Annotated in this window: 33 protein-coding genes and 1 riboswitch; of the genes, 27 read left to right on the forward strand and 6 right to left on the reverse strand. The window is 59.1% G+C overall.

Annotated elements, in window-relative coordinates; translation table 11 throughout:
* The first annotated feature begins 323 nt into the window (after positions 1-323).
* Positions 324-1,571 carry a URC4/urg3 family protein gene (locus tag ACVWYY_RS05325; protein WP_457439807.1) on the forward strand — a complete coding sequence of 416 codons (1,248 nt, stop codon included), beginning with the start codon at positions 324-326 and terminating at the stop codon, positions 1,569-1,571.
* On the opposite strand, the gene ACVWYY_RS05330 is transcribed toward ACVWYY_RS05325, so the two are convergent.
* Together ACVWYY_RS05330 and cobO are read right to left on the reverse strand one after the other, a co-directional pair.
* The gene (locus tag ACVWYY_RS05330; RefSeq protein ID WP_414399977.1) at positions 1,568-2,971 is read right to left on the reverse strand and encodes a cobyrinate a,c-diamide synthase; all 1,404 of its coding nucleotides are present in this window, start codon (positions 2,969-2,971) and stop codon (positions 1,568-1,570) included. The genes ACVWYY_RS05325 and ACVWYY_RS05330 overlap by 4 nt on opposite strands.
* A 16-nt stretch (positions 2,972-2,987) precedes the next feature.
* Positions 2,988-3,728, reverse strand: coding sequence for a cob(I)yrinic acid a,c-diamide adenosyltransferase (cobO, locus tag ACVWYY_RS05335; protein ID WP_083757680.1), 741 nt, complete (start codon positions 3,726-3,728; stop codon positions 2,988-2,990).
* 128 nt (positions 3,729-3,856) lie between these two features.
* Between cobO and ACVWYY_RS05340 the strand changes: the two genes are divergently transcribed.
* The 3 genes from ACVWYY_RS05340 (at position 3,857) to metK (ending at position 7,253) form a co-directional block, all read left to right on the forward strand.
* Entirely contained in the window at positions 3,857-4,225 is a 369-nt protein-coding gene (locus ACVWYY_RS05340; protein WP_011434147.1) for a hypothetical protein, read from the forward strand.
* Between the two features lie 67 nt (positions 4,226-4,292).
* Positions 4,293-4,404: riboswitch (SAM riboswitch) on the forward strand.
* Between the two features lie 339 nt (positions 4,405-4,743).
* A complete protein-coding gene (locus tag ACVWYY_RS05345) occupies positions 4,744-5,955 on the forward strand; it encodes an RNA-guided endonuclease InsQ/TnpB family protein (RefSeq protein WP_457402986.1) in 1,212 nt (403 codons plus the stop codon).
* A 38-nt stretch (positions 5,956-5,993) separates the two neighbouring features.
* Entirely contained in the window at positions 5,994-7,253 is a 1,260-nt protein-coding gene (metK, locus tag ACVWYY_RS05350) for a methionine adenosyltransferase (protein WP_041436796.1), read from the forward strand.
* A 28-nt stretch (positions 7,254-7,281) separates the two neighbouring features.
* Here the strand turns inward: metK and ACVWYY_RS05355 are convergent, their stop codons facing one another.
* The 4 genes from ACVWYY_RS05355 to ACVWYY_RS05370 all read right to left on the reverse strand — a co-directional run bounded on the left by ACVWYY_RS05355 (position 7,282) and on the right by ACVWYY_RS05370 (position 11,766).
* The gene (locus tag ACVWYY_RS05355; RefSeq protein ID WP_457402989.1) at positions 7,282-7,797 is read right to left on the reverse strand and encodes a MogA/MoaB family molybdenum cofactor biosynthesis protein; all 516 of its coding nucleotides are present in this window, start codon (positions 7,795-7,797) and stop codon (positions 7,282-7,284) included.
* Between the two features lie 36 nt (positions 7,798-7,833).
* Positions 7,834-8,370, reverse strand: a complete 537-nt coding sequence (locus tag ACVWYY_RS05360; RefSeq protein WP_457402991.1) for a hypothetical protein — start codon at positions 8,368-8,370, stop codon at positions 7,834-7,836.
* A gap of 184 nt (positions 8,371-8,554) precedes the next feature.
* Positions 8,555-9,685: a hypothetical protein gene (locus tag ACVWYY_RS05365; protein ID WP_414329181.1), complete on the reverse strand. Its 1,131-nt coding sequence runs from the start codon at positions 9,683-9,685 to the stop codon at positions 8,555-8,557.
* A gap of 68 nt (positions 9,686-9,753) precedes the next feature.
* The gene (locus ACVWYY_RS05370; protein WP_457402993.1) at positions 9,754-11,766 is read right to left on the reverse strand and encodes a hypothetical protein; all 2,013 of its coding nucleotides are present in this window, start codon (positions 11,764-11,766) and stop codon (positions 9,754-9,756) included.
* Positions 11,767-12,236: 470 nt separating this feature from the next.
* Here ACVWYY_RS05370 and rplC point away from each other — a divergent pair, with 470 nt between their 5' ends.
* From rplC to ACVWYY_RS05485, 23 genes are all read left to right on the forward strand, one after another.
* Positions 12,237-12,881: a 50S ribosomal protein L3 gene (gene rplC, locus ACVWYY_RS05375; RefSeq protein WP_457402994.1), complete on the forward strand. Its 645-nt coding sequence runs from the start codon at positions 12,237-12,239 to the stop codon at positions 12,879-12,881.
* A 14-nt stretch (positions 12,882-12,895) separates the two neighbouring features.
* A complete protein-coding gene (rplD, locus tag ACVWYY_RS05380) occupies positions 12,896-13,888 on the forward strand; it encodes a 50S ribosomal protein L4 (protein ID WP_457402995.1) in 993 nt (330 codons plus the stop codon).
* Positions 13,881-14,180, forward strand: coding sequence for a 50S ribosomal protein L23 (locus ACVWYY_RS05385; protein WP_457393075.1), 300 nt, complete (start codon positions 13,881-13,883; stop codon positions 14,178-14,180). The genes rplD and ACVWYY_RS05385 overlap by 8 nt, the downstream gene beginning before the upstream one ends.
* A gap of 49 nt (positions 14,181-14,229) precedes the next feature.
* Entirely contained in the window at positions 14,230-15,114 is an 885-nt protein-coding gene (gene rplB / locus ACVWYY_RS05390; RefSeq protein ID WP_457393077.1) for a 50S ribosomal protein L2, read from the forward strand.
* Positions 15,115-15,180: 66 nt separating this feature from the next.
* Positions 15,181-15,462, forward strand: a complete 282-nt coding sequence (gene rpsS / locus ACVWYY_RS05395) for a 30S ribosomal protein S19 (RefSeq protein WP_414331934.1) — start codon at positions 15,181-15,183, stop codon at positions 15,460-15,462.
* Positions 15,463-15,507: 45 nt separating this feature from the next.
* A complete protein-coding gene (gene rplV, locus ACVWYY_RS05400) occupies positions 15,508-15,882 on the forward strand; it encodes a 50S ribosomal protein L22 (protein ID WP_457387574.1) in 375 nt (124 codons plus the stop codon).
* Between the two features lie 42 nt (positions 15,883-15,924).
* Entirely contained in the window at positions 15,925-16,695 is a 771-nt protein-coding gene (rpsC, locus tag ACVWYY_RS05405; RefSeq protein WP_457385386.1) for a 30S ribosomal protein S3, read from the forward strand.
* 55 nt (positions 16,696-16,750) lie between these two features.
* The gene (gene rplP / locus ACVWYY_RS05410; RefSeq protein WP_011434159.1) at positions 16,751-17,218 is read left to right on the forward strand and encodes a 50S ribosomal protein L16; all 468 of its coding nucleotides are present in this window, start codon (positions 16,751-16,753) and stop codon (positions 17,216-17,218) included.
* A 13-nt stretch (positions 17,219-17,231) separates the two neighbouring features.
* Entirely contained in the window at positions 17,232-17,453 is a 222-nt protein-coding gene (gene rpmC / locus ACVWYY_RS05415; protein WP_011434160.1) for a 50S ribosomal protein L29, read from the forward strand.
* A complete protein-coding gene (rpsQ, locus tag ACVWYY_RS05420) occupies positions 17,453-17,704 on the forward strand; it encodes a 30S ribosomal protein S17 (protein WP_011434161.1) in 252 nt (83 codons plus the stop codon). The genes rpmC and rpsQ overlap by 1 nt, the downstream gene beginning before the upstream one ends.
* Complete coding sequence (gene rplN, locus ACVWYY_RS05425) at positions 17,701-18,069, forward strand: 50S ribosomal protein L14 (RefSeq protein WP_011434162.1); 369 nt, start codon at positions 17,701-17,703, stop codon at positions 18,067-18,069. Before rpsQ ends, rplN begins: the two co-directional genes overlap by 4 nt.
* A complete protein-coding gene (gene rplX / locus ACVWYY_RS05430; RefSeq protein WP_414389715.1) occupies positions 18,069-18,467 on the forward strand; it encodes a 50S ribosomal protein L24 in 399 nt (132 codons plus the stop codon). Before rplN ends, rplX begins: the two co-directional genes overlap by 1 nt.
* 68 nt (positions 18,468-18,535) lie before the next feature.
* Complete coding sequence (gene rplE, locus ACVWYY_RS05435) at positions 18,536-19,078, forward strand: 50S ribosomal protein L5 (RefSeq protein WP_414355946.1); 543 nt, start codon at positions 18,536-18,538, stop codon at positions 19,076-19,078.
* Positions 19,079-19,124: 46 nt separating this feature from the next.
* Positions 19,125-19,535: a 30S ribosomal protein S8 gene (gene rpsH, locus ACVWYY_RS05440; protein WP_011434165.1), complete on the forward strand. Its 411-nt coding sequence runs from the start codon at positions 19,125-19,127 to the stop codon at positions 19,533-19,535.
* Between the two features lie 33 nt (positions 19,536-19,568).
* The gene (gene rplF, locus ACVWYY_RS05445; RefSeq protein ID WP_011434166.1) at positions 19,569-20,114 is read left to right on the forward strand and encodes a 50S ribosomal protein L6; all 546 of its coding nucleotides are present in this window, start codon (positions 19,569-19,571) and stop codon (positions 20,112-20,114) included.
* Between the two features lie 31 nt (positions 20,115-20,145).
* Positions 20,146-20,514 carry a 50S ribosomal protein L18 gene (gene rplR / locus ACVWYY_RS05450; protein WP_414380878.1) on the forward strand — a complete coding sequence of 123 codons (369 nt, stop codon included), beginning with the start codon at positions 20,146-20,148 and terminating at the stop codon, positions 20,512-20,514.
* An 18-nt stretch (positions 20,515-20,532) separates the two neighbouring features.
* Positions 20,533-21,069 (forward strand): 30S ribosomal protein S5, encoded by a 537-nt coding sequence (gene rpsE, locus ACVWYY_RS05455; RefSeq protein WP_414344276.1) that lies wholly within the window; start codon positions 20,533-20,535, stop codon positions 21,067-21,069.
* A 38-nt stretch (positions 21,070-21,107) separates the two neighbouring features.
* Positions 21,108-21,560 carry a 50S ribosomal protein L15 gene (gene rplO / locus ACVWYY_RS05460; protein WP_414355942.1) on the forward strand — a complete coding sequence of 151 codons (453 nt, stop codon included), beginning with the start codon at positions 21,108-21,110 and terminating at the stop codon, positions 21,558-21,560.
* Between the two features lie 152 nt (positions 21,561-21,712).
* On the forward strand, positions 21,713-23,011 hold the full coding sequence (secY, locus tag ACVWYY_RS05465; RefSeq protein ID WP_414417376.1) for a preprotein translocase subunit SecY: 1,299 nt from the start codon (positions 21,713-21,715) through the stop codon (positions 23,009-23,011).
* Positions 23,011-23,592 carry an adenylate kinase gene (locus tag ACVWYY_RS05470; RefSeq protein ID WP_011434171.1) on the forward strand — a complete coding sequence of 194 codons (582 nt, stop codon included), beginning with the start codon at positions 23,011-23,013 and terminating at the stop codon, positions 23,590-23,592. Before secY ends, ACVWYY_RS05470 begins: the two co-directional genes overlap by 1 nt.
* Positions 23,593-23,630: 38 nt before the next feature.
* The gene (map, locus tag ACVWYY_RS05475; RefSeq protein WP_414349590.1) at positions 23,631-24,404 is read left to right on the forward strand and encodes a type I methionyl aminopeptidase; all 774 of its coding nucleotides are present in this window, start codon (positions 23,631-23,633) and stop codon (positions 24,402-24,404) included.
* A 130-nt stretch (positions 24,405-24,534) separates the two neighbouring features.
* Positions 24,535-24,759 carry a translation initiation factor IF-1 gene (gene infA, locus ACVWYY_RS05480; protein ID WP_011434173.1) on the forward strand — a complete coding sequence of 75 codons (225 nt, stop codon included), beginning with the start codon at positions 24,535-24,537 and terminating at the stop codon, positions 24,757-24,759.
* A 23-nt stretch (positions 24,760-24,782) separates the two neighbouring features.
* Positions 24,783-25,427, forward strand: coding sequence for an alpha/beta fold hydrolase (locus ACVWYY_RS05485; protein WP_457439815.1), 645 nt, complete (start codon positions 24,783-24,785; stop codon positions 25,425-25,427).
* The last annotated feature ends 90 nt before the right edge of the window (positions 25,428-25,517 follow it).

Here is a 25,517-nt window from a genome sequence, read left to right on the forward strand (position 1 = left end):
ACTTCTCTTAACAGGGACATCAAAATTTACCTCGAGTCAATGCTCTTATCTATCGGGATCCTCACCCAGTGCTTGGCCCAGTCTTTTCTCAAAATGGCTCAGGGCTGCTCGTGTCATCAGGACAGAGGGCGGAAAGTTGCCTCAAAGCTTTCTCCTGCAAGGGTTTCAACCATCGAGAAGCGGGACGTAGTCTTTTGATAAGAGGCCAGCGCGTTAGAGTGTCAAGTGGGCCAAGGCTTGCAGACGAATGCAGATCAAGGTGGGTTCCCGCCCGATTATGCTGAGAAAATTCTCGGCATGGACAATTGAGAAGGAACGGCTTGATGCTGACACCTGTTGATCTGGAAAAACGAGTGGCTTATTTGCAGAGTCCCCAAGCCATTCGGGATCGCTGTCGGTTGCTATTGGAAAGGGTTTTGGCCGATGAATCAGAGCACTTTCGCCTCGACCTGAACCGGCTGGGATCCGTAGCCGACTATGTGATCACCACAATGCGGGCCCATTATCCCAACGGGGAAATTCCCTTCCACAGCCGCTGGCAACATTTTCAGGTGGGATCCGGGGAGCGCCTAGCCCGTTTGGAAAATCGACTTAAAGACATGGATCCGCTGGAGCGGCTGCGATGCAAGTGGGATCTGGCCATCGTCAGCGTGTTGCTGGACGCAGGCGCAGGCTCTGCCTGGAAGTACTGGGATCCAGAAAGTCAGACGGTGGTGGGTCGTTCCGAAGGTTTGGCCTTGGCCAGTTTCGACTGGTTCTGGCAAGGTGGGTTTTCCAGCGATCCCCAGCAGCCTCTGCAGGTGGATGCGGCGGGCCTGGAGCGGATCACCTTGGCGGATTTGGCAGCAGCTTTCCAGGTGGGGCCGGAAAATCCTTTACTGGGACTGGAGGGGCGCTGGCAACTGCTGCAAAGGTTGGCACAAACTTTGCGGGCTCAACCTCATTACTTTGGATCCGGTCACAATCTTCCTCGTCCAGGCCGGTTGTGGGAAGCAATCCAACCCGAGGATCCCAGCCGTGGGATCAAAGCAGCACAGGTCTTCCAGGCAGTTCAGAGGGGGTTTAGCTCCATTTGGCCTGGGCGAGTCTCGCTGGCCGGGATCCCTCTGGGGGATGTCTGGCCCTATCCCCACCTGCCCCAAACAGAGCCGGGGAGCCATTGGGTGCCTTTTCACAAGTTGTTGCAGTGGATGACCTATTCTCTGCTGGAGCCGTTGCAGCAGGAGGGGATCCCAATCGGGGGTTTGGATGAGCTGACGGGTTTGGCGGAGTATCGCAACGGGGGGCTGTTTGTGGATTTGGGGGTGATCCAGCTCAAGCAGCCGGAGATTGGGCAGCAACCGCATCCCCCAGATTCGACGGTGATTGTGGAGTGGCGAGCCCTGACGGTGATTTTGCTGGATCAAGTTGCCTCCTTAATCCGGGAAAGGCTTGGCTGCTCTGCCCAGGAGTTGCCCCTGGTGAAAATACTGCAAGGGGGAACCTGGACGGCAGGGCGGCAAATCGCTGCCCAGCTCAGGCCAGATGCTTCTCCCCCCATCCAACTGCTCAGCGATGGCACGGTTTTTTAGGGATCCCCTTTCGAGATTCTTAAGAAGTTCTGTAATAATCTCAGGGCCAAATCAGGACGGGATCCCCAGTGCAGATGCAGGTACGAAGCGTGAAGACGCTCGGTGGCCCATCCTTCCTGTTGAAGCTGGGCGGGGGATCCCCAGCTGTAGATTGGGCTGGGGGAGATGGGGGTGCTGCGGGAGCGGTGAAATTCATGCCCGCGCAGGCGATCCCCGGCTGGCGCCAGCAGGGTTGGGCGCAAAACGGCAGCTGCGCGGTAGCCCAAACATAGCCGGTTGGCCATGTCTACTGTGATGGGCAACAGCCCGGCCATCGGGTAGGTCTTTCCCTGAAAATCGGTGAGGGATTGGCCCAGCACCATCAGTCCGCCGCACTCGGCGTAGAGGGGTGGGTGGGTGGGCGGGGGAGGTTGTTGGTTAATTCTCTCAGATAGAGGTGCTGCAAACAATTCCGGGAACCCTCCCCCCAGCAGCACGCCGTCACAGGGCTCCGGTGGCCATAGCCCCACCTGGAGGGGGGAATACTCCAGCAGCTCGGCTCCACAGGCCCGCAACAGATCCAAGTTGTCGGCGTAGTAGAAGTTAAAGGCGTGGTCTTGGGCCACCGCCACCCGTACCTGTTCGCAGCGGCGGGGCGGAGTCCTTTCGGTGAGAGGGGGGATCCCTGGCCACAGCTCTCCTACCGCTGGAGGAAGCCTCCGAATGAGGGGCAATAGGCTATCCCAATTGACGTGTTGCTCGGCCAGCTCGGCCCAGGCAGCTTGCCAGTGGGGGAAGTGATCCAGTTCTGAGACAGGCACCAACCCCAGGTGTCGGCTGGGCAACCGCAAATCCTCCCGCCGGGGAAACTGGCCCAAGACTGGGATCCCCGCTGCAGCCGCTGCCTGCTGCAAGATTTGTCCATGCCGCTCCGAGGCCACCCGGTTGAAGATCACCCCAGCAATGGAGAGGCGGGGATCCCAGCGGCTCAAGCCGTAGAGCAAAGCGGCCACCGTCGTTCCCATGCCGCTGCCATCGATCACCAGCACCACAGGGATCCCGAGCAGGCGGGCCACATGGGCGCTGCTGGCAAAAAAAGGCTCCGTTCCGCCCTCGGGGAGGGGCAGGGATCCCGGCGCTCGTCCATCGAAGAGGCCCATCACCCCCTCTACAATGGCTCCATCCTTGCCCTGGCAATGGTGGCGAAAGCAGCGCTGCACAAAGTCCTCGTCGGTCAAGAAGGGATCCAAAGTGCGACAGGGGATCCCGCTCACCGCCGTGTGAAACAGAGGATCAATGTAATCCGGCCCCACCTTGAAAGGTTGGATGCGCAGGCCCCGTCGCCTCAGAGCGGCCAACAGAGCCAGAGTGATGGTGGTTTTGCCGCTGCCGCTTGCTGCCGCCGCCAGCAGAATGGCCATCTTTCCTGCCCAAGGGTTAGAACTCGATGCCGATTTGCGCCTTGATCCCCTGGTCACGGAAGGGATGCTTGACCAAAGTCATCTCCGTCACCAGATCGGCTCGGTCGATCAACGCTGCCGGCGCGCCCCGCCCCGTCAAGATCAGGTGAACCCGCTCCGGTTTCTCCGCTAGCCCGGCCAACACCCTGTCCGGCGAGAGATATCCCAACTTGAGGGCGACATTGATCTCATCCAGAAGCACCAACTGAAACTCCCCGCTGGTGAACAGCTCCCGCCCCTTTTCCCAGGCCGCCTGTGCATGGGCGATGTCTCGCTCCCGGTCTTGGGTTTCCCAGGTAAAGCCCTCTCCCATGGCGTAAAAAGCTATTTTCCCCAGGCCCAGCTCTGGATGCTCGGCCAATTTCCGCAATAGCTTGGCTTCTCCTGGATCCCAGGCCCCCTTGATAAATTGCACCACCCCCACCGACAATCCCTGGCCGAGGGCGCGGAAGATCATGCCAAAGGCAGCCGTGGTCTTTCCCTTGCCCTGCCCGGTGTGTACGATGATCAAGCCCTTGTCATCTCGCATGCCCGACAGACGCTGCCGCTGGATCTGCTGGCGTTTTTGCATTCTTTGGCGATGCCGCCAGTTTGGGTCGGCCTCTGCGCCCGGTGAAGACTCCGCACCGCTATCGCAAGCGTCCTCAAGTTCTGTTGTCGAGAGGGGCTGGGATCCCGAAGCCGGTGCAGGCCAGCCAGACAGGGCGGGTTGGGCCATAATCAAAAGGAATCGAGATTCGCCACACAGGCTGAGGGGAACTGCACCACTGGCGCGACCGTCGGGGCAAACCCAAGTTCCCCACAGTGAACCGCCTTTATCCTAATCCGGTTTCATTCGGCTGGGATATGAGAGAACCGGCTGCTGCTTTCCGAGATAGCCTGCTAATGTACTGCTTCATCTGGGCAGTGCTGGCAATAGGGTGTTTTCAAGTCTTGCCCCGCATCCAAGTCGTATCTGCCGCCGAGTTGCAACCGTGGCTAGCGCCCAGCTACTTTGCAGGTCTGGGGGGATCCCTATTGGCAGCCTTGGGATCCCTGTTGGCCATCTCAGCCGAAACGACGCCAAATCCTGCCGACAAAAAGCATCTGCACCGCTTGGCTTGGGGATTGGGGACAGTTGGCTTTCTCGGCGTTCTCTCCCCCCTGGGCTTGGCCGGCGCATTCTTTCTCAAAGCCGCTCAGGGGACAGACTGGTGGCAGGGTCTGTTTGGCTGAAGCCGCCCACAGCTTATTTTTTTGACAAATGGGCGGAGGTTGGGGGTACTATAGGGACAAGTTCCGTTCTTTATCCAGAGCAGACTGAGGGACCAGGCCCAATGAAGCTGCGGCAACCCGGCGGAAGCCTCCGCTACGGTGCCAATTCCTGCGGTTAGTCAGTAACCGAAAGATAAAGGCAATAAAGTTTTCTCTAGAGGATAGCCCTCTTTGGCGGGGGACTTTTCTGGCAACTTTATCCTTTAGCAGCTCCCATAGCTCTGGTCGCGGCAGCGGGGCAAGGCCTTCGCGGCAGTGCTGGTGCGTCAGCGGTGCAGAACGCTTGCTGGTTGCTGGGCCTTTCCTCTGGCTGAGTTGGGGCTGGTGCGGAGCACCTGGGGATCCCTGGTTGGCTCTTTCTCCGACGGATAATGAACGAGCGGGTGAGCCTTGTTTTTTGTTCAGCTAGAAATCGCAGGAGCCCCGCACTATACCCGTAGGGTCAGTGTCGGGAGGAATGCGGAAGTTACGATAGAACCATGACCCAAGTTCTGACCGTCTCCTGTAAGCTCAAGGTGTCCCAGTCGCAAGCCGCAAAGTTGGACGCGACAATGGATGCCTTTGTGCAGGCGTTGAACTGGGTCAACCAAAACACGCCCGAGAAAGTCACCAACGCCGTTAAACTTCAATCTCTGTGCTACCGCGAAATCCGTGCCCGGTTCGGCTTGTCCAGTAACTTGGCTCAGCAGGTCTGCAGACGGCTGGCCGGTGCCCGTAAAGTTGCCCAACAGAAAAACCGCCCCGTCAAAGCGTTCAAAGGAGGCTTCGCTACCTACGACGCTCGTATCTTTTCGTTCCGCGAGAAAGACTGGACGGTGTCGCTGACCACGGTGGAGGGTCGAGAGCGCTTTGAGCTGGCGATTGGCCGCTACCAGAGAGAACGGCTGGCGGGCTCCAATCCCAAATCCGCCACTCTGGTCAAGCGCAAAGACGGCTCCTACTCCATTCAAATCTGTGTGGAAACGGAACCGTGCCCACCGCAACGCACGGATAGAGTGCTGGGGGTGGATTTGGGCAGGACGGATATTGCCCATACGTCAGAGGGGGACAACTGGAATGGACAGCAGTTGAACCGAATCCGAGACCACTACTCCAAGCTGAGGGCGGCACTCCAACGCAAAGCCAGTAAGGGCACCCGCAGTTCGCGGCGCAGATGCAGAGAACTGTTGCAACGGCTGTCTGGCAAGGAGAGGCGCTTTCAGGCGTGGGTCAATCATCGCATCTCCAAAGCTATTGTCTCTAGGGCAAAAGCTACCAACAGCGCTCTTGCTCTGGAAGACCTGACAGGGATCCGGAAAAGAGTCAATCAACAGCCGCGCAGCAAAGCCGAGCGGCGCAGGGCCAACAGTTGGGCGTTCTACCAACTACGTCAGTTTCTGGAGTACAAGGCGAGGGTTGCAGGGGTTTCTCTGATTCTTGTGCCGCCCGCCTACACGTCGCAGACCTGCCACTGGTGTTTGCACATCCATCCCGATCCTGCGCAATCCTACCGCAGTGGCAAGTCGTTCAAGTGTGGGCACTGTGGATGGGAAGGGGATGCGGATTTGAATGGTGCGAATGTGATTGCGCTCTTGGGGGCTGTCGTAAACCAGCCTAGAGGTCCGGGCTTGTTTTGTTCTCTGGTAGAGCAGAGCAGGCTCAGGGCTACTGAAAGCCCGCTCCGTACCGCTTTAGCGGTCGGAGTCGGGTAGTTTACGTTCTCAGTTCTAGCTTTTAAGGAGAAGGTTCGTTGTCCAAGTCGTTTTTGTTTTCCTCGGAGTCGGTGACGGAGGGGCACCCCGACAAAATCTGCGATCAGATCTCCGATGCCATCGTGGATGCCCTCTTGACGGCGGATCCCCTCAGTCGGGTGGCCGCCGAGGTGGTGGTCAATACGGGCCTGGTTTTGTTGACCGGGGAGATCACCTCGCAAGCGCAGGTCAACTTCACCCGTCTGGTGCGGGACAAGGTGGCCGAAATTGGCTATACCGATGCCAAGAATGGGTTTTGTGCCGAAAGCTGCGCGGTGTTGGTGGCTTTCGATGAGCAATCTCCCGATATTGCCCAAGGGGTGAACATGGCCCTGGAAAGTCGCGGCTCCCAGGAAGATCAATTCGACTTGGTCGGGGCCGGGGATCAGGGGTTGATGTTTGGCTTTGCCTGCGATGAAACTCCCGAGTTGATGCCCTTGCCCATTAGCTTGGCCCACCGCCTCAGCCGCCAGTTGGCCACGGTTCGCAAAAACGGCACCCTGCCCTATCTGCGCCCGGATGGCAAAACGCAGGTGACTGTGGCCTATGAGGAAGGTCGCCCGGTGGGCATTCACACCCTGCTCATCTCCACCCAGCACACACCCACGATTGGCGCCATTACGGAAGAGGCGGCGGTGCAAGAGCGGATCCGCGCCGATCTCTGGGAGGCAGTGGTCACGCCGGTGTTTGCCGAGCTGCCCATCAAGCCGGATAGCCACACCCGCTTCCTCACCAATCCCACCGGCAAGTTTGTCATCGGCGGCCCTCAGGGAGATGCGGGCCTGACCGGACGCAAGATCATCGTCGATACCTACGGCGGCTATTCTCGCCATGGGGGCGGGGCCTTCTCCGGCAAGGATCCCACCAAGGTGGATCGCAGCGCTGCCTATGCGGCTCGTTACGTGGCCAAGAACATCGTGGCAGCTGGCTTGGCGCAAAAATGTGAAGTGCAGGTGAGCTACGCCATTGGGGTAGCCCGCCCCATCAACATTTTGGTGGAAACCTTTGGCACAGGGCGCATCCCCGACGAAGAGCTGTTGCGGCTGGTGCAGCGCCACTTCGATCTGAGGCCGGCAGCCATTTTGGCCCAGTTCCAACTGCGGGAGCTGCCCCGCCAACGGGGGGGACGCTTCTACCAAAATGTAGCGGTCTATGGTCACTTCGGGCAAACTCACCTGGATCTGCCCTGGGAGCGCACCGATAAAGCCGCTCTGCTGCGGGAGGAGGCTCTTGCCAAGGCGACTGCCCTCTTGGCCTAAGAGGGGATCACTAAGACGGCCTGCTGCCTCAATGCTTGCCCTGGTGCAGTTGCTTAACCAGGTGGGGTAGCTCCGGCAGGATCAGGCTGCGCATAGCCAGTTGCACGGCTGCTGGGGAGCCAGGCATGGAAAAGATCAAGCACTTTCCGTGGATCCCGGCGATGGCCCGAGAGGCGATGGCCCGACTGCCAATCTGGGCATAGCTGAGCTGGCGGAAGATCTCCCCAAAGCCGGGCAAGGTCTTTTCCAGGAGAGCCTCGATGGCGTCGTAAGTGGTGTCGCGGGGGGCGATGCCTGTGCCACCATTCAACAAGATCACCGGCAGGGATCCGGCCCAATCCTGAACCTGCTCTCGAATGAGCTGCGGTTCATCTCGGAGAATGCAATATCTCTCCACCCGGTGGCCGGACTCCTGGAGGGCTGTGCAGATAAACTGGCCGCTGTGATCGGTTTCAGGGGTGCGCGTGTCGCTGACGGTGATCACCCCACAGGGCAAGGAGGCAATGTGCTCCGCACCGCTGTCGCAATCGAGGGGAAAGTTCATGGCCAGGATCCCTGAGGAAAGAGAGTGGCAAGCCCATCAAGACTGTCCCTGAGGGGGCTCGGCAGGAGTTGGAGGGTCAACGACCGTCTGCGAAATCTCCGGGAATGTGCTCTGCACCTCTGTCGCGAACGATGAGGACTCTGTCCCACCGGCACGAGGGGACTGGGCGAGCAGGCGGCGCAGCTTGGGGGGAAGCTCCTGCAACTGCTCCAACAACAAGTTTAGAGATATGGCCGGTTCTCTGGAAAACAGGGATCCCGCGGGGGGTACCGGCGGCAGAGGAGAACAGGCAAAGGCAGCCGCAGCCAAAGAGCGGATCCGCTCCTGCTGCTCCTGCCAAAGGAACTGGCCGATTTCTGGGGGAAAGGTAAGATGAGGAGAGCCGCGACGCTGCCAAAGGCGGAGAAGCTGCTCCACAGAGGCGGCCTTGTACCGCCCCTGGTAGAGGGCTTCTAGCAAGGCTGCCGGGATCCAAAGATCCGGGAACAACTGGCTCCAGCGCTCCACCCAAACCTGGCTGGGTTGACCTTCCAGCTCAAACCCATAGTGCTCCAGAAAGGTGGCAGGATCCATCAGCCCATGGCAGCCCAAGGAAACTCAACTCAAGCTAGTCCAGATCCGCCGAGACAAAGGGGAGATAAAGCCTTTCTCCCTGGATCTCGCAAGACAGCTCTCGTCCAAGAATACCCCTATTTGCCTTTCATGAAGGCTCTGTGAAGAGGCTATAAAGCTGCAAAGCTGCGGTACGCTTAAAGACTCAGTGGCTGACGGGCCCCAGCTCAAGCGCTGCCTCCAGAGCGCGCTCGCTATCAGGAAACTGCGTCAGCAGCCGTCCTAGGAAGGCGACATCTCCCGTCAGGCCGTACAGAGCCATGAGCACATCCCCAGCATAGCGGCTCTGGGGGAAGCGGTTCAGCAGCTCATTGCCGGCGTAGATCGCCTGGCGGGCATAGCCATCCTGCAGGGCTTTGGCTTCCAGAAAGTAGCTGTAGCTGAGGCTGCCAGGATCCACGTAGTCCGGCAGTGACGTGTCGAACAAGCTGGTATCTTCTGTCACTCCTGGGGGGAAGCCCGGCAGCGGATAGATGGCTGCCGTTTCCTCGGGAGGGTAGGTGGTGTACTGGCGGTAGAGGATCAGCACCTGCCGGTACAGGCTTTCTTCCTGAAGATGGGCAGGGGCGGTGGGATCCGCCAGCACAGAGCCGAGTAACTCTGCTGCTACAGCATGGTGATTGGCCCGCTGATAGTCCGATAGAGAACTGGAGGAAGCTGGTTGCGGCGGCGCGCTTCCATCAGCATCCCCACTCAGGCCACCGGCACGGGTTTGGTTAAACAGCCACAGGTACCCATTGCGCCAACCGTCGGCAGCGGCCCAGTGGGCGGCCAGTTGATAGCGTTGTTGGGGAGTGGATTGGGCTTGCCAACGGCTCAATTGGCGCCAGCGTTCTCGTTGGGCCTGGATTTTCGGTTGCAGAGGGGTGCGGCTGGCGGGCACGGGATCCCAGTCGTCCAGCCAGTAGCCGCCATCCAGCAAGGGGTAGCGATCCAACACAGCATCCAAAGCCAGATTTTCCGTCAGCTGCAGGGCTAGGTCGTAGCGGTGTTCGCGGGCGAAGCGAACCGCCAGAGCATAGCGGACGGCGGCGGCCAGAGGATGCTCGCCGTGGCGGTCGAGAAAAGCTTGCAACTCGCTGGGGGTTGCACCGCTGTCTAAGAGCAAAAGCAGGCGGCGGCGCAAGACGTAGCGCATGTCTCCATCGCCGAAGGGATCCGCCAGCCAATTGGCCAAAAGGACCAGTGCTTCTTCCCTTTTGCCCTGCCACTCCAAGGTGCGTGTCAGCCAGAGGGGCGGCTGCGCCGCTCTTCTAAAACCCTTGCCTTTGACCATTCCTGCAGTGCATCCCCCGATTTCTTGGAGGCCTGAGTTGCCAGCACCCTTTCAGGATAGGCTCTCCCTTAGCCGGCGGTTGCCATGGCCTTCAACCCCTTCAAAATCAGGTAGTCCAGAATACTGGTGTTCTCCTCGCCGCGATAATTAAAATTGGAGCGCACCAGCCACAGCCCCTTCTGAGTGCGGCAACAGAGGTTCAGCAGCGTGCGGGCCAAAATCTGTTGACGCGCCTGTAAATCCCGCGCCGCATCGAAAACCTCCCCGTCCCATTCCGGCGTCAGCACACGGCTGTTGTAGAGCACATGCCAGAGGGAGCGGGACCAGCTGGGGTTGGTGATATCAAACCAAAATTGGTAATCCGCCTCCAAACCCCGAGTGATGTAGGCCCCCGGAGTTGCAACTACCAAGTAACGGGAATAGTCGGGCTCGAAGCGGCTGCTGCTGGGGGTCTGTCCCGAGCGGATCATGGCCAAAAAGGCGGGATCCCCTTCGGCAGGGAAGGCCTGACGAAACCGTTGTGCCGCTTCCATCAACACGCGCAGCAGCTCTTGATCCTGAGGGGAAGCAATCACCGAGGCCAAGTGATCGGCAAAAAACTGCTGGAAGAAAGCGGCCAATGAAGGGCCGGGACGATAGCCGCGCAGCCAATCGAACAGTCGCTGGTAGCGCTCCAGGTTGGCAAACCCTACTCGCTCCGGCTGCCGTACTGCTGTTCGGGGACGCAGAGAACGCCCCACCGGATCCCAGGTATCTTCGGCCAACAGAGCTGCCCGGATGGGATCCAGCCCCAGCACCCAGCTCAACATCAGCCGCCAAGCTGGCAAAGTGGGAAAAGCACCCCACTCAGGGTGAGCCAACTCTGCTGCTGTGAGCACCGCCCGCACCAAGGGATAGCGAATCAACGCCGGGAAAGGGGCAATCGGCAAAACTGGCGCTTCCGACAATTGCTCCTGCAAGCTCAGGCTCACCCCCGCATCCATACGGGGCAGCAAAACAGCAATGCGATGGGCAGGGATCCCGGCCCCCAAAAGCCGGCGAATTTGGGCAACCATCACCTCCACCGCCGCAAACTGGGTCTCCTCCTCCAGCGTTTGCACCCTCGGCAGCTCTCCCCCCCTCGGCTCGGGCAGCGGATGGGAAAACTGGGGATCCAACACCCGCGCAATCTGCACCCCCAAGCGGATCATGCCTGCTGAGGCGCGATGGCTCCCTTCCAGAAACTGAACCTGCGTTTTTGCCATCAAGAAGTCAGCTACTGCCTCTGGGATCCCGGTCAAAGAGACCCCGCCGCCGAGGGTGTAGCTGAAAAATTGGCTTTGCAAATGGGCTTGCCCCTGCCGGTAAAACTCCAGCGCCACCCCGCAACTGTCTTCCGCCTGATCTACGATCAGATGATCCCACTCTTGCCAAAACTCCGCTAGCGGCAGGATGTGTTCGCCAAACAGCCGAATTTGCAGACCAAAATCCAAGGATCCCAACCGAAGCGCTGCCTCCCACAGCCGACCCACACAGCAGCCCATTGCCTGCAAAGCCTCTGCCCGCCGCGGATCTGCCTCCTCTGGCCAAGCCTGGGCCAGCCGGGATCCCACCTCTTCTGCCGGCAAACCCGAAGCCCCTGCAATATAAGCAGCACTGCTGATCTGATCCCAGATCTGGAACTCCTTGAGCCCGACCCCGGCAAAGGCTTCCCCATGCCGAGGGCACAAAGCGCAGGCTCGTTCGCAGAGAAATTGAGTGAGATCTTTGGCCAAGGGGATCGGCTCCAACGAGCGTGGCAACTGGGGGACACGCTCACACACCTGTGGCCAATGATCGGCCAGAGAGCGCCCAACCCGCTGCAAGAACGTCTCGATCCGCCACGGCCCCACCAAGCCCGAACTGGACTGCTGCAAGCGCCGCAGCACCTCATCCGCTTGCCGTTGACTCCGCACCAAAAATAAGACCCGGCCCGGATCGGCTCCTGCCTGCAACAATCTCCGATAGTGATCTACACAAGCCTGGGTCAGCCCACTGCCTGCCCAGCCCATTACACTTTGGAAGGGAGATGGCTTCCCTGGCCAATGGCTCTTTTCTTCCACTTGAGCTGCCCTTACCCTCTCCGGCCTCTCCAACCAACCCATTTTCTCAGCAAAAGTCTGGACAAACGGGCCTTCGCTTCATTATGATTGTTTTCCGTTGCCAACTGAGTCCATCCGCTTTGGCGACCTGGTGCGCTGCTACCCCAGATACTGCCTCTTTAGCAGGTAAGTCTGAGCAGCTCTCAAAAAAAGCAGTTTGGCGTGCAGCTTTGGGGGTGAACTAAGCAAAAGGCTCAGCGTTGCCGGCGCTGAACTTGGCCTCGGGGGATCCCTACCTTGCTCTTTCGCCTCAGCCGGCAGACTCAGCTTTGTCTTGAGCTTCCTGCTGCCACGCTATTGCTGTATGCCTATCCATCCGGCTAACTGAGCCATTGGCCTACGGCCTGCTTCGCGAACGGCTAGCCGATTGTCGGAGTGAGCTGGCTCTCAGTTGATGAAAACGAGTCGTGCAGGCTCGATTGGAGGTTCTTGTGGCACTTGGCATCCTCGGAAGAAAAGTCGGCATGACCCAGATCTTCTCTCCAGAAGGGCTGGCCATTCCGGTCACTGTCGTGCAGGCGGGGCCTTGCACCGTGACCCAGATCAAAACCCAAGCCACAGATGGCTACAACGCCATTCAGTTGGGCTACTTGCCCACTGCCGAAAAGCATCTCACGCGGGCGCAGCGGGGCCACCTCACCAAAGCGGGGGTGACAGAGCTGCTGCGCTACCTGCGGGAGTTCCGGGTTGACCAGCCAGAAGCCTACCAGTTGGGGCAGAAAATTACCGTCGAGATGTTCTCCCCTGGCCAATTGGTGGATGTGGCCGGTACCTCCATCGGGCGAGGGTTTGCCGGCTATCAAAAGCGCCACCACTTTGGTCGTGGCCCCATGTCCCACGGCTCCAAAAACCACCGCCGACCGGGCTCCATTGGCGCCGGTACAACCCCAGGCCGCGTGTTTCCGGGGATGCGCATGGCGGGGCGGTTGGGAGGTGGCCGAGTCACCACCCGCAAATTGCAGTTGGTGCAGGTGGATCCAGAGCGGGATCTGCTGGTGATCAAGGGTTGCGTGCCCGGGGTAGAAGGAGGGCTGCTGGAGATCACCCCTGCCAAGCAGGTGGGCAACAAGCGCTAAGGAGGGATCCCTGGGTGAAACCAAGGCTGACCCGCATCCGCAAAGACGAGGAAACCATGGCAAGTTGTGTGGTGAAAAATTGGCAAGGGGAAACGGTGGGCAGCGCGGAGCTGAGCCTTAAAGTTGCTCGTCCCGAAACAGCCGCCCACATCCTCTATCTGGCACTGCGCCGGCAGATGACCAATGCTCGTCAGGGCAACGCCCACACCAAGACCCGAGCTGAGGTGCGCGGCGGCGGTCGCAAGCCTTGGAAGCAGAAAGGCACCGGTCGGGCCCGTGCCGGCTCCATCCGCTCCCCACTTTGGCGCAAAGGGGGGGTGATCTTCGGCCCCCGCAAGCGGGAATACAACCTGGCCATGAACCGCAAAGAACGGCAACTGGCCCTGCGCACCGCTCTGCAAAGTCGGGTGGAAGACCTGATCGTCGTGGAGGATTTCCAGGAGCAGCTCAACCCGCCCAAAACCCGTGCTGTGGCCCAGGCTTTGCTGCGCTGGGGGGTGATGGAAGATCAATCGGCTCTGCTCATCGTTGCCGAACGCTCGGAAGCCGTAGAGCGGGCCGTGCGCAACATCGCCCGCGTTAAGCTGATCGGCCTGGATCAGATCAACGTTTTCGATCTGCTCAACGTCGATTGGGTGCTGATCACCGTTTCTGCCCTAGAGCAACTCAAGGCCCGTTGGGGATCCGACGCTGCGCCGGCAGTTCTGGAGACTCCCTCTGAGGATGCACCTCAGGCCGACCTAGCCGAAGATCAGGCCCTGCCCGGAGATGGGCCGGAAGATCAGGCCGTTCCAGAAAGCGAACACGAGGAAGCAGAGCAAACCCCAGCCCAACCTGAGGCCCAGGAAAACCAAGCTGCCCTCCAAGGACGTCCAGCAGATCCGCAGGGGCCAGAAGAGCAAACCGAAGAGCCCCAAGATCCAGCAGAAGAACTGGCTCAAGGAGCAGAGCCGTCAACGGTAGAAGAGGCCGAAGCAGCCCCAGCAGAGGAGGAAAGCGATGACTGAGAGCAAGCGGATCCTGGCCGACGTCCTGTTGCGCCCCGTCATCACCGAAAAGGCAACCGCCTTGAAGGAGCAGCGCAAATACGTCTTTGAAGTGCTGCCCACTGCCACCAAGCCGCTCATCCGAGCTGCTGTCGAAGAAATGTTCCGCGTGCGAGTCACTTCCGTCAACACCCTGAAGCCCCCGCGCAAGCAGCGGCGGGTGGGCCGCTTCGTTGGCTATCGCACCCGTCCCAAGCGAGCCATTGTGACCTTGGCCGAGGGAGATTCCATTACCCTCTTCCCGGACACCTAACCCCCCTTTTTGAGTTGTTGTCATCCCATCCCCCACCCCTACCCGAGCCATGGGCATTCGTACTCTCCGACCTTACACCCCCAGCACCCGTCACATGACGGTCTCTGACTTCGAGGAGCTGTCCCGTGACGAGAACGGCAAGCGGCCCAGACCGGAAAAGTCGCTGCTGCAATTTATTCACCGCAAGAAAGGGCGCAACAACCGTGGCGTCATCACCTGCCGGCACCGCGGTGGTGGCCACAAGCGGCTTTACCGCATCATCGACTTCCGTCGCGACAAGCGGGGGATCCCGGCGACCGTCAAAACTGTGGAGTACGATCCCAACCGTAGCGCCCACATCTGCTTGGTGGAATACGAAGACGGAGAGAAACGCTACATCCTCGCTCCCCGCAACCTAGAGGTGGGAGCCACCATCATGGCCGGGCCAGAGGCCCCCTTTGAGATCGGCAATGCCATGCCCCTGGAGCGGATCCCCTTGGGAACGGTGGTTCACAATGTGGAGCTGTATCCCGGTCGCGGCGGGCAGATCGTTCGCGCCGCCGGGGCTGGCGCTCAAGTGGTGGCCAGAGAAGGCAAATATGTCTCCCTCAAGCTGCCCTCCGGCGAAGTCCGCATGATCCGCGGCGAGTGCTACGCCACCATCGGCCAACTGGGCAACGTTGACCACAACAACATCAGCCTGGGCAAGGCGGGTCGTAGCCGTTGGTTGGGGCGCCGTCCCAAGGTGCGTGGCTCGGTGATGAACCCTGTGGATCATCCCCATGGCGGCGGGGAAGGGCGAGCCCCCATAGGCCGCAGTACCCCTGTCACCCCTTGGGGCAAGCCCACCCTGGGGTACAAGACCCGCAAACGCAACAAGCCCAGCAACAAATTCATCGTGCGCGGTCGCCGTCGCGGAGGCCGCCGGGACAAGGGCGGAAGGGCTGCTCAGTAGCCGCTGGCCATTCGCTCCCCGAAGCTTTTTCGACAGTGAATTGCTTATCAAACGGTTGAGGTTCTTATGGGACGTTCGCTGAAAAAAGGCCCCTTTGTGGATGCCAAGCTGCTTCTCAAGGTGGAGAAGATGAACGAGCGCAACGAGAAGCACATGATCAAGACCTGGTCGCGGGCCAGCACCATCTTGCCGGTCATGATCGGCCACACCATCGCCGTTCACAACGGCAAGCAACACGTGCCCATCTACATCACCGATCAGATGGTGGGTCACAAGCTGGGGGAATTCGTTCCCACCCGTACCTTCCGCGGTCACGCGGGGAGCGACAAAAAAGCCGCTCGCCGTTGAGAGGAATAACGAACAGGAAAGTATCGAGTAGGCAAGGAGAGGGCCATGGCCGATTCATCCCCTGAGGTTAAAGCGGTAGCCCGCTATATCCGTATGTCCCCCTTTAAAGTGCGGCGGGTGTTGGATCAGATCCGTGGGCGCACCTATGCCGATGCCCTGATTCTTTTGGAGTTCATGCCCTACGCTGCCTGTGAGCCGGTTCGTAAGGTGCTGCGCTCGGCGGTGGCCAACGCAGAGCACAACAACGGCTTGGATCCCTGGGATCTGGTGATCAGCCAGGCCTATGCTGATCAGGGGCCCGTCCTGAAACGGTTTCGCCCCCGCGCCCAAGGGCGGGCCTACCCCATTCGCAAGCGCACCTGTCACATCACCATCGCCGTCCGGCCCATAGAGGAAGCTGAAGCGGCGACGGCCTCTTAACCTCCTGTATTTCTAGCCCTTTACCCTTCAACCGACACCACCATGGGACAGAAGATCCACCCCACCGGTTTCCGCCTCGGCGTGATTAAGGAGCATCGCAGCCGCTGGTTTGCCGATCCAGCCCGCTACCCAGCCTTGTTACAGGAGGACGACCAGATTCGCACCTACCTGACCAAGCAACTGAGCAGTGCTGGTTTGGCCGATATCCAAATCGAGCGCAAAGCGGATCAAATTGACCTGGAGATCCGGGCTGCTCGCCCTGGGGTAGTTGTGGGTCGGGGCGGATCCGGCCTAGAGACTTTGCGCCAAGGTCTACAGAAAGAGCTGTCCGCGCTAGCGGGACAAAGCCCTGGTTCACGAGGTGGCGGCGAACGAACCATTCGCATCAATGTAGTAGAGGTCACCCGTGCCGACGCCGAAGCGACCTTGCTGGCGGAAAATATCGCCCAACAGTTGGAACGGCGGATTGCTTTTCGCCGCATCGTGCGCCAGGTAATCCAACGGGCCCAGCGGGCAGGCGTACAAGGGATCAAAATCCAAATTGCCGGGCGTCTCAACGGGGCCGAGATTGCCCGCACCGAATGGACGCGGGAGGGGCGGATCCCTTTGCATACTTTGCGGGCCGACATCGACTACGCCGAGCACCTCGCCCACACCACTTTCGGCATCATCGGGGTCAAGGTCTGGGTCTTCAAAGGGGAAGTTCTGCCCGGGCAGGAACGCCACGAACAGAAGTTTCCCCTGCAACAGCCCAAACGTCGGCAGCAGCGGCGGCGGCCCACCTTTGAAGATCGCTCGGCTCAGGAGGCCTGAGGGCCAACACCGGAACGTCCAGGGATCCCTATCGCAGTTGACTTAAGGAACGGCCATGTTAAGCCCCAAACGCACCAAGTACCGCAAGCAACAGCGCGGGCGCATGAAAGGCAAAGCGACCCGTGGCAACCGCATCAACTTTGGGGAATACGGCCTTGTGGCCCTAGAACCCGCCTGGATTACAGCTCGACAGATCGAGGCCAGCCGTCGAGCCATGACCCGCTATGTTCGGCGGGGTGGCCAAATCTGGATTCGCATCTTTCCCGACAAGCCCGTTACTCAGCGAGCTGCTGAAACCCGCATGGGATCCGGCAAAGGCAACCCTGAGTACTGGGTTTGTGTCGTCAAGCCGGGCCGTATCCTCTTCGAAATGGGGGGAGTGGCAGAGCCCATCGCCCGAGAAGCCATGCGCCTTGCCGCCCAGAAGCTGCCCATTAAGGTCAAGTTTGTAACCAAAGCCGACTTTGAAAAGCCAGAGCCCGCCCAGGCAACGGCTTCAGAGGTGGCCACCAGCAGTGTATGAGGAGAGTTCAGCCATGCCCATGCCCAAAATTGCTGATGCCCGTGCTTTATCGGACGAAGAGCTGAGCAACGAAATCTACGCCGTCAAGAAAGAGCTGTTTGAGCTGCGTTTGCAGCAGGCCACGCGGCAGTTGAACCAGCCCCATCTCATCCGGCTGCGCAAACACAAGCTGGCGCAACTACTAACTGTGGAGGGAGAGCGTAAGCGGGGCAAACGCCCAACCAAGGAGGAGTAATGGCTGTTCGGGAGAAGATTGGCATTGTGGTCAGCAACAAGATGCAAAAAACGGTGGTTGTTGCTGTGGAAAATCGAGTTGCTCACCCGAAGTACGGCAAGATCGTCGTCAAGACCAAGAAGTTTAAGGCCCACGACGAGGAAAACCGCTGTCAAGAAGGGGATCTGGTGCGCATCACGGAAACCCGTCCCCTTAGCCGCACCAAGCGTTGGCAAGTTGCCGAAATCCTGAGGGAGGTGAAGAAACTATGATTCAGCAGCAAACTATGCTGACGGTGGCCGACAACACCGGTGCTCGCAAGATGATGTGCATTCGCGTGCTGGGCAGCAGTGGCCGTCGCTACGCCAGCTTGGGCGATGTGATCATTGGTGTCGTCAAGGATGCCCTGCCCAACATGCCCGTCAAAAAATCCGATGTTGTCAAGGCCGTTGTTATCCGCACCGTCGATACGGTACGTCGCCCTGACGGCATGTGCATCCGCTTCGACGACAACGCCGCCGTGATCATCAACAACGACGGCAACCCCCGTGGAACTCGTGTTTTCGGCCCTGTAGCCCGCGAGCTGCGGGAGAAAAACTTCACCAAGATCATCTCCCTGGCCCCGGAGGTACTCTGATGGTTCGCCCCCTCAAACCCAGCCAAATTCAGCGCCTAGTTCGGCGCCCCGGCATTCGCAAGCACCGCAACAGCCTGCGCTACAAAATGCGTATCAAGCAAGGGGATACCGTGCAGGTGATCTCTGGCGATGATAAGGGCAAAATCGGCGAGGTGCTGCGCGTTTTTCCCGAGCGCAACATGGTTTTGGTGGAAGGGGTTAACATTGTTACCTACCACCGTAAACCCCAGCGAGAAGGGGAAAGTGGCCGAATTGAGACCAAGGAAGCTCCCATTCCCGTCTGCAAAGTGATGGCCTATTCCAAGAAGCAGGAGGTGGCCAGCCGTATCGGCTATCAAATCACCGCCGATGGTCGCAAGGTTCGCGTCCTTAAGAAAACGGGTGAGATTCTCGACTAGGCATTACATTCTTTTTTCCATCATTGGTTTGGCTCTGACCCAGCCCAGAGCCGCAAGGAGAAGCCACCATGCCCCAACGTCTGCAAATCCTCTACAACACCGTCATCGTCCCCAAGCTGCAAAAGGAGTTGGGCTACACCAACATCCACCAGGTGCCCCGCCTGGAGAAGATCGTGATCAACCGCGGCTTGGGGGAAGCTTCCCAAAATGCCAAGGCTCTGGAATCTTCCATTGCCGAGATCAGCGCCATCACCGGTCAGCGTCCGGTGATCACCCGCGCCAAAAAGGCAATTGCCAGCTTCAAGATTCGCAAGGGCATGCCGGTTGGCCTGATGGTAACCCTACGGCGGGAGCGCATGTATGCGTTTTTGGATCGCCTGATCAACATTGCTCTGCCCCGTATCCGTGACTTCCGCGGTGTCAGCCCCAAGGCCTTTGATGGACGAGGCAACTACACCCTCGGCATCCGCGAACAACTGATTTTTCCCGAAATCAACTATGACTCTGTAGATCAGTTGCGAGGTATGGATATCTCCATTGTGACCACTGCTAAAACCGATGAAGAGGGCCGTGCCCTGCTCAAAGCCTTTGGCATGCCCTTTGCCTCTTAGCTTTGCCCACCCTGAGTTTCCTTGATTGATCTTCCGAGGAGCACTGATGGCCCACACCAACGACACGATCGCCGATATGCTCACCCGCATTCGCAATGCCACCATGGCTCGGCACGAGTCGGTGGCAGTTCCGGCCACCCGCATGACCCGCAGCATCGCTCGCGTTCTTCATGAGGAAGGGTTCGTCAGCGAATGGAAGGAGGAGGGAGAAGGGATCCAAGCCCGGGTGGTGTTGCGATTGAAGTACAAGGGCAAAGGCCGCAACTGCAGGCCCATCATCAATGGTCTAAAGCGGGTGAGCCGACCCGGCCTGCGGGTTTACCGCAACCACAAAGAGCTGCCCCGAGTGCTGGGAGGAATTGGGATCGCCATCATCTCCACCTCCAACGGCATCATGACCGACCGGGAGGCTCGTAAGCAGGGCATTGGTGGTGAAGTCCTCTGTCTTGTCTACTAGACCTTAAGTTTTCTCTGGTCAGGAGTTTTTCCCATGTCCCGTATCGGTAGACGCCCCATCGCCCTTCCTGCCAAGGTGGAGATCCAGATCGACGGCCAACACATTGCAGTGAAAGGCCCGAAAGGTCAACTGTCCCGCAGTTTGCCGCCCTTGATCACAGTCCAGCAAAACGCTCAGATGCTCACGGTCAGCCGTCTCAACGATTCTCGGCCTGCCCGCCAACTGCACGGCCTCTGCCGCACCTTGGTCGCCAACATGGTAGACGGAGTGTCCAAGGGATTTGAGCGGCGGCTGGAATTGGTGGGCGTGGGCTACCGGGCTGCCATCCAAGGCAGCAAGTTGGTTTTGAACGTCGGCTACAGTCACCCTGTGGAGATCCCCTTTCCCCCTGGCATCCAAATTGCCGTTGAGGGAAACAACATCATTGTTGTCTCAGGCACAGATAAAGAACTGGTGGGCAATACTGCCGCCCGTATCCGAGCCGTCCGGCCCCCAGAGCCCTACAAGGGGAAAGGGATCCGTTATCTAGGGGAACAAGTTCGCCGCAAGGCGGGTAAATCCGGGAAAGCGAAGAAGTAAATAGCCTATTGCGAAAGCGGGACGGAGTCCTATGAAAACCAGCCGCAAAATCACCACCCAACGTCGTCATCGACGCATTCGCCGCAAGGTCTTTGGCACTGCCGAGCGGCCTCGCCTGGCCGTGTTTCGCTCCCATCGACACATCTACGCCCAGGTGATCGACGATGTAGCCCAGCATACCTTAACCTCTGCCTCCACCTTGGACAGGGAGCTGCGCGAAAAATTCAAAGAAACCGGGACGGCTACTCAAGAAGCGGCTGCCTTGGTGGGCCGCTCAGTTGCCGAACGAGCCTTACAGATGGGCATTTCCCGCGTGGTTTTCGATCGGGGGGGCAAGCTCTATCACGGGCGCGTTCAAGCCCTGGCAGAAGCTGCCCGAGAAGCAGGGTTACAGTTCTAGCTACTGAGGACACAGCACATGGCTGAGCAGAGGGAACGTCGCAGAAGCAAGAAAAGCCGCGAAGAGCAGCCCACGGAGTGGCAAGAGCGGGTCATCCAGATTCGGCGCGTCACCAAGGTGGTCAAGGGCGGCAAGAAGTTGAGCTTCCGCGCTGTGGTGGTGGTCGGCAACGAGCGGGGCCAAGTCGGGGTTGGCGTAGGCAAAGCCAACGATGTGATCGGAGCAGTACGCAAGGGAGTTGTGGACGGTAAAAAGCACCTGATTGAGGTGCCCCTCACCAAAGGTTTGTCCGTACCCCATCCCATGCAGGGGGCAGGCGGCGGTGCCACCGTCTTGGTCATGCCAGCAGCTCCCGGCACAGGCGTCATCGCAGGGGGGGCAGTCCGCACCGTTCTGGAGCTGGCGGGTGTACGCAACAGCTTGGCCAAGCAACTGGGATCCAGCAACCCCCTCAACAATGCCCGTGCCACCATCGATGCGCTGCGGCGGATGCGTACCTTCAAGCAGGTGGCCCAAGACCGAGACATCGATGTGCGCCGCCTATTGGGCAAGTGATGGACAGGTGATATTGAGCAAGTGAGCTAGAGGTAGCCATGCGACTGGAAGACATTCGGCCTCAAGCAGGTTCGACGCGGCGGCGGCGGCGGCTAGGTCGTGGCGTTTCTGCCGGGCAGGGGGCCTCCTGTGGCAAGGGGATGCGGGGGCAAAAGGCCCGCAAGGGGGGTGGTACACGACCCGGCTTTGAAGGGGGGCAGACTCCCCTCTACCGGCGTTTGCCCAAGCTTAAGCATTTCCCCCGCTACACGCGGCGTCTGGAATACACCCTGGTCAACCTGCGCGCCTTGGCGGATCTGCCTGCCGGCAGCGAGGTCAGCCTGCAAAGCTTAATGGAACGAGGGATCGTCACCACCAACGATGGCCCGCTGAAGATCTTGGGAGATGGGGAAGTCAGCGTGCCCCTGACGATCAGGGCGGCGGCTATTACCGCTTCAGCCAAAGCCAAGATCGAGGCAGCCGGAGGTCGGGTGGAGATTTTGGGATCCTAGACCGCCCCTTCCCGCTGCTCTGGCCGGCTTCTGCCGGGTGGCGCTGAGTTGCACTTTTTTGATTTTGCTTTGATTTTGCCGACTGCTCCACCAGCAGCGTAGAGTGGTAGATAGCTAACCTTGCCCTTTGCTCCCGCGAGATTCTCTTCCCTATGGTTGACACACGAGGTTCCGCCCCCTCTGCCCAAGAGACCTTTATGCAGATGGCTATGGCCTCTGGCCTGCGCAGCCGTCTGTTTCTCACCTTGGGCTTGCTGCTGTTGGTCAGACTGGGCATTTACATCCCCATTCCCAGTATCGATCGGGCCCGCTTTGCTGCCGAAGCTGCCAACAGCCCTGTGTTTGGCTTGCTGGATGTCTTCTCCGGCGGGGGGATTTCTGCTTTGGGAATTTTCGCCCTTGGGATCCTGCCCTTCATCAACGCCTCGATCATCATGCAGTTGCTGGTCTCGGCCATTCCAGCCTTGGAGAACCTGCAGAAAAACGAGGGAGAACAGGGGCGGCGGCAGATTTCTCAATACACCCGCTATGTCACCTTGGGCTGGGCCATTATCCAGGGCATTGGCATTTCCTTTTGGGTGCGGGAGTTTGCCAGTACCACCAATGAGTTGGCCTTCATGGCCTCCACCACCTTGGCTCTGGCGGCAGGATCCATGTTTGTGATGTGGCTGGGAGAGATGATCACGGAGAAGGGGGTGGGAAGTGGCCCTTCGCTCTTGATCTTCGTCAACATTGTTGCCACTCTGCCCCGTGCCCTCGGACAGACTATTAGCCTGGCCCGTGCCGATAGCAGCACCATCGGTGGCATCTTGCTGTTGCTGGCAATCTTTTTGGTCACCATTGTCGGCATTGTCTTTGTCCAAGAAGGCAGCCGCAAGATCCCTATCGTCTACGCCAAGCGCCAGGTGGGCAACAAGCTGTTCCGCGAGCAGAAAAGCTATCTGCCCCTGAGGCTGAACCAGGGGGGGGTGATGCCGATCATCTTCGCCTACTCGGTGATGTCTCTGCCTTTGGCCTTGGCCCAGTACACCCAAAACCTGACCTTGGTGCAGGTGGCCAACTTCCTATCCCCCACCTCCTGGTTCTACATTCCTTTTTATTTCGTGCTGATCCTCTTCTTCAGCTACTTCTACGCCTCTTTGCTCATCAACCCGGTGGATCTGGCTCAAAACTTGAAGAAGATGGGGGCCAGCATTCCAGGGGTACGCCCGGGCAAGGCCACTGCCGAGTATGTCGAAGGGATCCTCAACCGGCTGACGCTGCTGGGGGCTTTGTTCCTGTGCGCGGTGGCCATCATCCCGACGACGGTGGAACGGGCAACCGGCATCACCACTTTCCAAGGTTTGGGGGCGACCTCGCTACTGATTTTGGTGGGGGTGGCGATCGAGACCTCCAAGCAGATCCAGACTTATGTCATCTCACAACGCTACGAAGGGATGGTCAAACAGTAGTGCCGAGGTTGATCTTTCTGGGGCCGCCGGGGGCGGGCAAAGGTACACAGGCGGAGCGGCTGGCGGCCATCTACCACACGCCCAAAATTTCCACAGGCGATCTGTTGCGGGCCGAGGTGAAAGCCCAAACGCCCCTGGGGTGCCAGGCCAAGGTTTACATGGATGCGGGAGAGCTGGTGCCCGACGAGGTGCTGATCGGAATGGTGAAGGGGCAGTTGCAGCAATCTCCAGAGCAGGGCTGGATCCTAGATGGATTTCCTCGCACCTTAGCCCAGGCAGAGGCCTTGGAAGAGCTGCTGCAAGAGCTGGGCCAAGATTATGACTACGTCCTCAACTTGGAGGTGCCGGATGAGGTGGTGGTGGCCCGGCTGCTGGCCCGGGGCAAGGAACAGGGGCGCAGCGATGATGCGGATCGGTCGGTGATTCTCAAGCGTCTGGAGGTCTATCGGCAGCAGACGGCTCCCCTAATTGATTTTTATGAGGCCAAGGGGCGCTTGCAGCGGGTCAACGGCAACCAGCCGATGGAATCCGTACAGGAACATCTGCAGGCTCTTTTGGAAGGCTTCAGGAGGACGGCGTGATCAGAGCAGGAGCTGGAAATTCCCCCCAGCGGCGGGGCATGCAGCTTATTGAGATCAAATCTCGCCGCGAAGTGGAGAAAATGCGGCGGGCCGGTCGGGTGGTGGCCCAAGTATTGCAGGAGATCGCGGAGCGCCTAGAGCCGGGCTGGACTACGGCAGATATCGATACCTATGCTGAGAGACGGGTGGCCCAACTCAATGCTTTGCCCAGTTTCAAGGGCTACTACGGCTTTCCCGCCTGCGTTTGTGTCAGTGTCAACCATGAGGTGGTGCACGGGATCCCCAGTCCCCGTAAAGTGGTGCAGCCGGGAGATGTGGTCAAAGTGGATTTTGGTGCCATCGTCGAGGGCTGGCATGCGGATTCCTGTATCACCATCGGCCTGGAACCCCTGAGCGACGCAGCTCGGGATCTGATCGATACTGCGGCCAAGGCCCTGCAGACGGGCATCGACCACGTGCGCCACGGCGTTTGGCTTCAGGATGTCTCGGGTGCCATTGAAGATTACATCGAGGGGCGGGGCTATTCTGTGGTGAAGCAGTATGTCGGTCACGGGGTGGGGCGCAACCTGCACGAGGAGCCGCAGTTTCCCAACTATCGCACCCGCGATCTGCCCAATCCCAAGCTGCGCTCCGGCATGACAGTGGCCATTGAGCCGATGGTGAATGCGGGGGGAGAGGCAACCCGAGTGTTGCCAGACCAATGGACGGTGGTCACAGTAGATGGCTCTTGGTCAGCTCAGTTTGAACACACGGTCTTGGTCACCGAGTCTGGAGCAGAAATTTTGACCGATCGCACGCCTTTTCAGTCCTAAGGGATCCCCTGATGAAGGACTGCAACGGTTAGGATAGAAGAGATGGAGTATATTTTCATTTCTTAACAGCGCGTGTCGTCGCGGCTGTGGATTGTTCTGTTGTTTGTTATGTCGTTTTTGGGAGGGCTCATTGTCTAAGGAAGATGCCATTGAAATGGAGGGGGTTGTTACGGAATCCCTGCCCAACGCCATGTTCCGAGTGGATCTGGACAACGGCTTCAACGTGCTCGCTCATATCTCCGGCAAAATTCGCCGCAACTACATCAAGATCTTGCCCGGCGACCGGGTTAAGGTGGAGCTGAGCCCCTATGACCTCAACAAAGGGCGCATCACCTACCGCCTAAAGAAAAAGTAGGTTCCCTAGCTGGGCTGCTGAGGATGAAAGAGCTGAGCCAAGTTCTCAAGATCGGGCTCTGGACTACTGTCGGCGGCTTGGGTGCTCTAGCCGTTTTCAACGCTTGGATCTCTTCCCAAACTCAGCCTCTGCAGAGCCTGCTGCCGGGAGAGGAAAGGCATCACTTCTGGCGGGGTCATCGCCTGTTTTACAAGGTCACGGGATCCGGCCAGCCGTTGTTGTTGTTGCACGGCATTGGGGCAGGCTCCTCCAGCTATGAGTTTCGTGCAATTATGGCGGAGCTGGGGCAGCACTATCAAGTCTATGCTCTGGATTTGTTGGGGTGGGGCAACTCAGAACGTCCAGATTTGAAGTACACCGGCAGCCTCTATGCCGAGATGATCGGGGATTTTGTCCAGCAGGTGATCGGGCGACCGTGTCACGTCATTGCCAATTCCCTCTCGGCAGGGTTTGTGCTGCGCTCGGCCCGCCTACAGCCCCACCATTGGCAGAAGCTGCTGCTCATCGCCCCTCTGGGAGACAACAGCCTCATCCCCGATGCCCTCGGGATCCCTTTGGCCCAGATTGCCTATGGATTCCTCAGCCTGCCCGTTTTGGGGTTGGCCTTCTACAACGGCATCACCGCCCCCTGGAGTGTACGCTTGTTTACAGAGCAGAGCTTGTTCTGATACATTTACGCTGAACACTGCTGAACATCACTGTTCAACTATGCAGCGATAGCATTCTGTTTGTTTCCAAACAGAATGGCGGTATCCCGC

The organism is Thermostichus sp. MS-CIW-34 (assembly GCF_054060435.1).

Excerpts from the sequence above, each read along its gene's own strand:
- ACVWYY_RS05325 (WP_457439807.1), top strand. The coding sequence starts at position 324 with ATGCTGACACCTGTTGATCTGGAAAAACGAGTGGCTTATTTGCAGAGT.
- ACVWYY_RS05330 (WP_414399977.1), bottom strand. The coding sequence starts at position 2,971 with ATGGCCATTCTGCTGGCGGCGGCAGCAAGCGGCAGCGGCAAAACCACC.
- cobO (WP_083757680.1), bottom strand. The coding sequence starts at position 3,728 with ATGGCCCAACCCGCCCTGTCTGGCTGGCCTGCACCGGCTTCGGGATCC.
- ACVWYY_RS05340 (WP_011434147.1), top strand. The coding sequence starts at position 3,857 with ATGAGAGAACCGGCTGCTGCTTTCCGAGATAGCCTGCTAATGTACTGC.
- ACVWYY_RS05345 (WP_457402986.1), top strand. The coding sequence starts at position 4,744 with ATGACCCAAGTTCTGACCGTCTCCTGTAAGCTCAAGGTGTCCCAGTCG.
- ACVWYY_RS05355 (WP_457402989.1), bottom strand. The coding sequence starts at position 7,797 with ATGAACTTTCCCCTCGATTGCGACAGCGGTGCGGAGCACATTGCCTCC.
- ACVWYY_RS05360 (WP_457402991.1), bottom strand. The coding sequence starts at position 8,370 with ATGGATCCTGCCACCTTTCTGGAGCACTATGGGTTTGAGCTGGAAGGT.
- ACVWYY_RS05365 (WP_414329181.1), bottom strand. The coding sequence starts at position 9,685 with ATGGTCAAAGGCAAGGGTTTTAGAAGAGCGGCGCAGCCGCCCCTCTGG.
- ACVWYY_RS05385 (WP_457393075.1), top strand. The coding sequence starts at position 13,881 with ATGACTGAGAGCAAGCGGATCCTGGCCGACGTCCTGTTGCGCCCCGTC.
- rplB (WP_457393077.1), top strand. The coding sequence starts at position 14,230 with ATGGGCATTCGTACTCTCCGACCTTACACCCCCAGCACCCGTCACATG.
- rpsS (WP_414331934.1), top strand. The coding sequence starts at position 15,181 with ATGGGACGTTCGCTGAAAAAAGGCCCCTTTGTGGATGCCAAGCTGCTT.
- rplV (WP_457387574.1), top strand. The coding sequence starts at position 15,508 with ATGGCCGATTCATCCCCTGAGGTTAAAGCGGTAGCCCGCTATATCCGT.
- rpsC (WP_457385386.1), top strand. The coding sequence starts at position 15,925 with ATGGGACAGAAGATCCACCCCACCGGTTTCCGCCTCGGCGTGATTAAG.
- rplP (WP_011434159.1), top strand. The coding sequence starts at position 16,751 with ATGTTAAGCCCCAAACGCACCAAGTACCGCAAGCAACAGCGCGGGCGC.
- rpmC (WP_011434160.1), top strand. The coding sequence starts at position 17,232 with ATGCCCATGCCCAAAATTGCTGATGCCCGTGCTTTATCGGACGAAGAG.
- rpsQ (WP_011434161.1), top strand. The coding sequence starts at position 17,453 with ATGGCTGTTCGGGAGAAGATTGGCATTGTGGTCAGCAACAAGATGCAA.
- rplN (WP_011434162.1), top strand. The coding sequence starts at position 17,701 with ATGATTCAGCAGCAAACTATGCTGACGGTGGCCGACAACACCGGTGCT.
- rplX (WP_414389715.1), top strand. The coding sequence starts at position 18,069 with ATGGTTCGCCCCCTCAAACCCAGCCAAATTCAGCGCCTAGTTCGGCGC.
- rplE (WP_414355946.1), top strand. The coding sequence starts at position 18,536 with ATGCCCCAACGTCTGCAAATCCTCTACAACACCGTCATCGTCCCCAAG.
- rpsH (WP_011434165.1), top strand. The coding sequence starts at position 19,125 with ATGGCCCACACCAACGACACGATCGCCGATATGCTCACCCGCATTCGC.
- rplF (WP_011434166.1), top strand. The coding sequence starts at position 19,569 with ATGTCCCGTATCGGTAGACGCCCCATCGCCCTTCCTGCCAAGGTGGAG.
- rplR (WP_414380878.1), top strand. The coding sequence starts at position 20,146 with ATGAAAACCAGCCGCAAAATCACCACCCAACGTCGTCATCGACGCATT.
- rpsE (WP_414344276.1), top strand. The coding sequence starts at position 20,533 with ATGGCTGAGCAGAGGGAACGTCGCAGAAGCAAGAAAAGCCGCGAAGAG.
- rplO (WP_414355942.1), top strand. The coding sequence starts at position 21,108 with ATGCGACTGGAAGACATTCGGCCTCAAGCAGGTTCGACGCGGCGGCGG.
- secY (WP_414417376.1), top strand. The coding sequence starts at position 21,713 with ATGGTTGACACACGAGGTTCCGCCCCCTCTGCCCAAGAGACCTTTATG.
- map (WP_414349590.1), top strand. The coding sequence starts at position 23,631 with ATGCAGCTTATTGAGATCAAATCTCGCCGCGAAGTGGAGAAAATGCGG.
- ACVWYY_RS05485 (WP_457439815.1), top strand. The coding sequence starts at position 24,783 with ATGAAAGAGCTGAGCCAAGTTCTCAAGATCGGGCTCTGGACTACTGTC.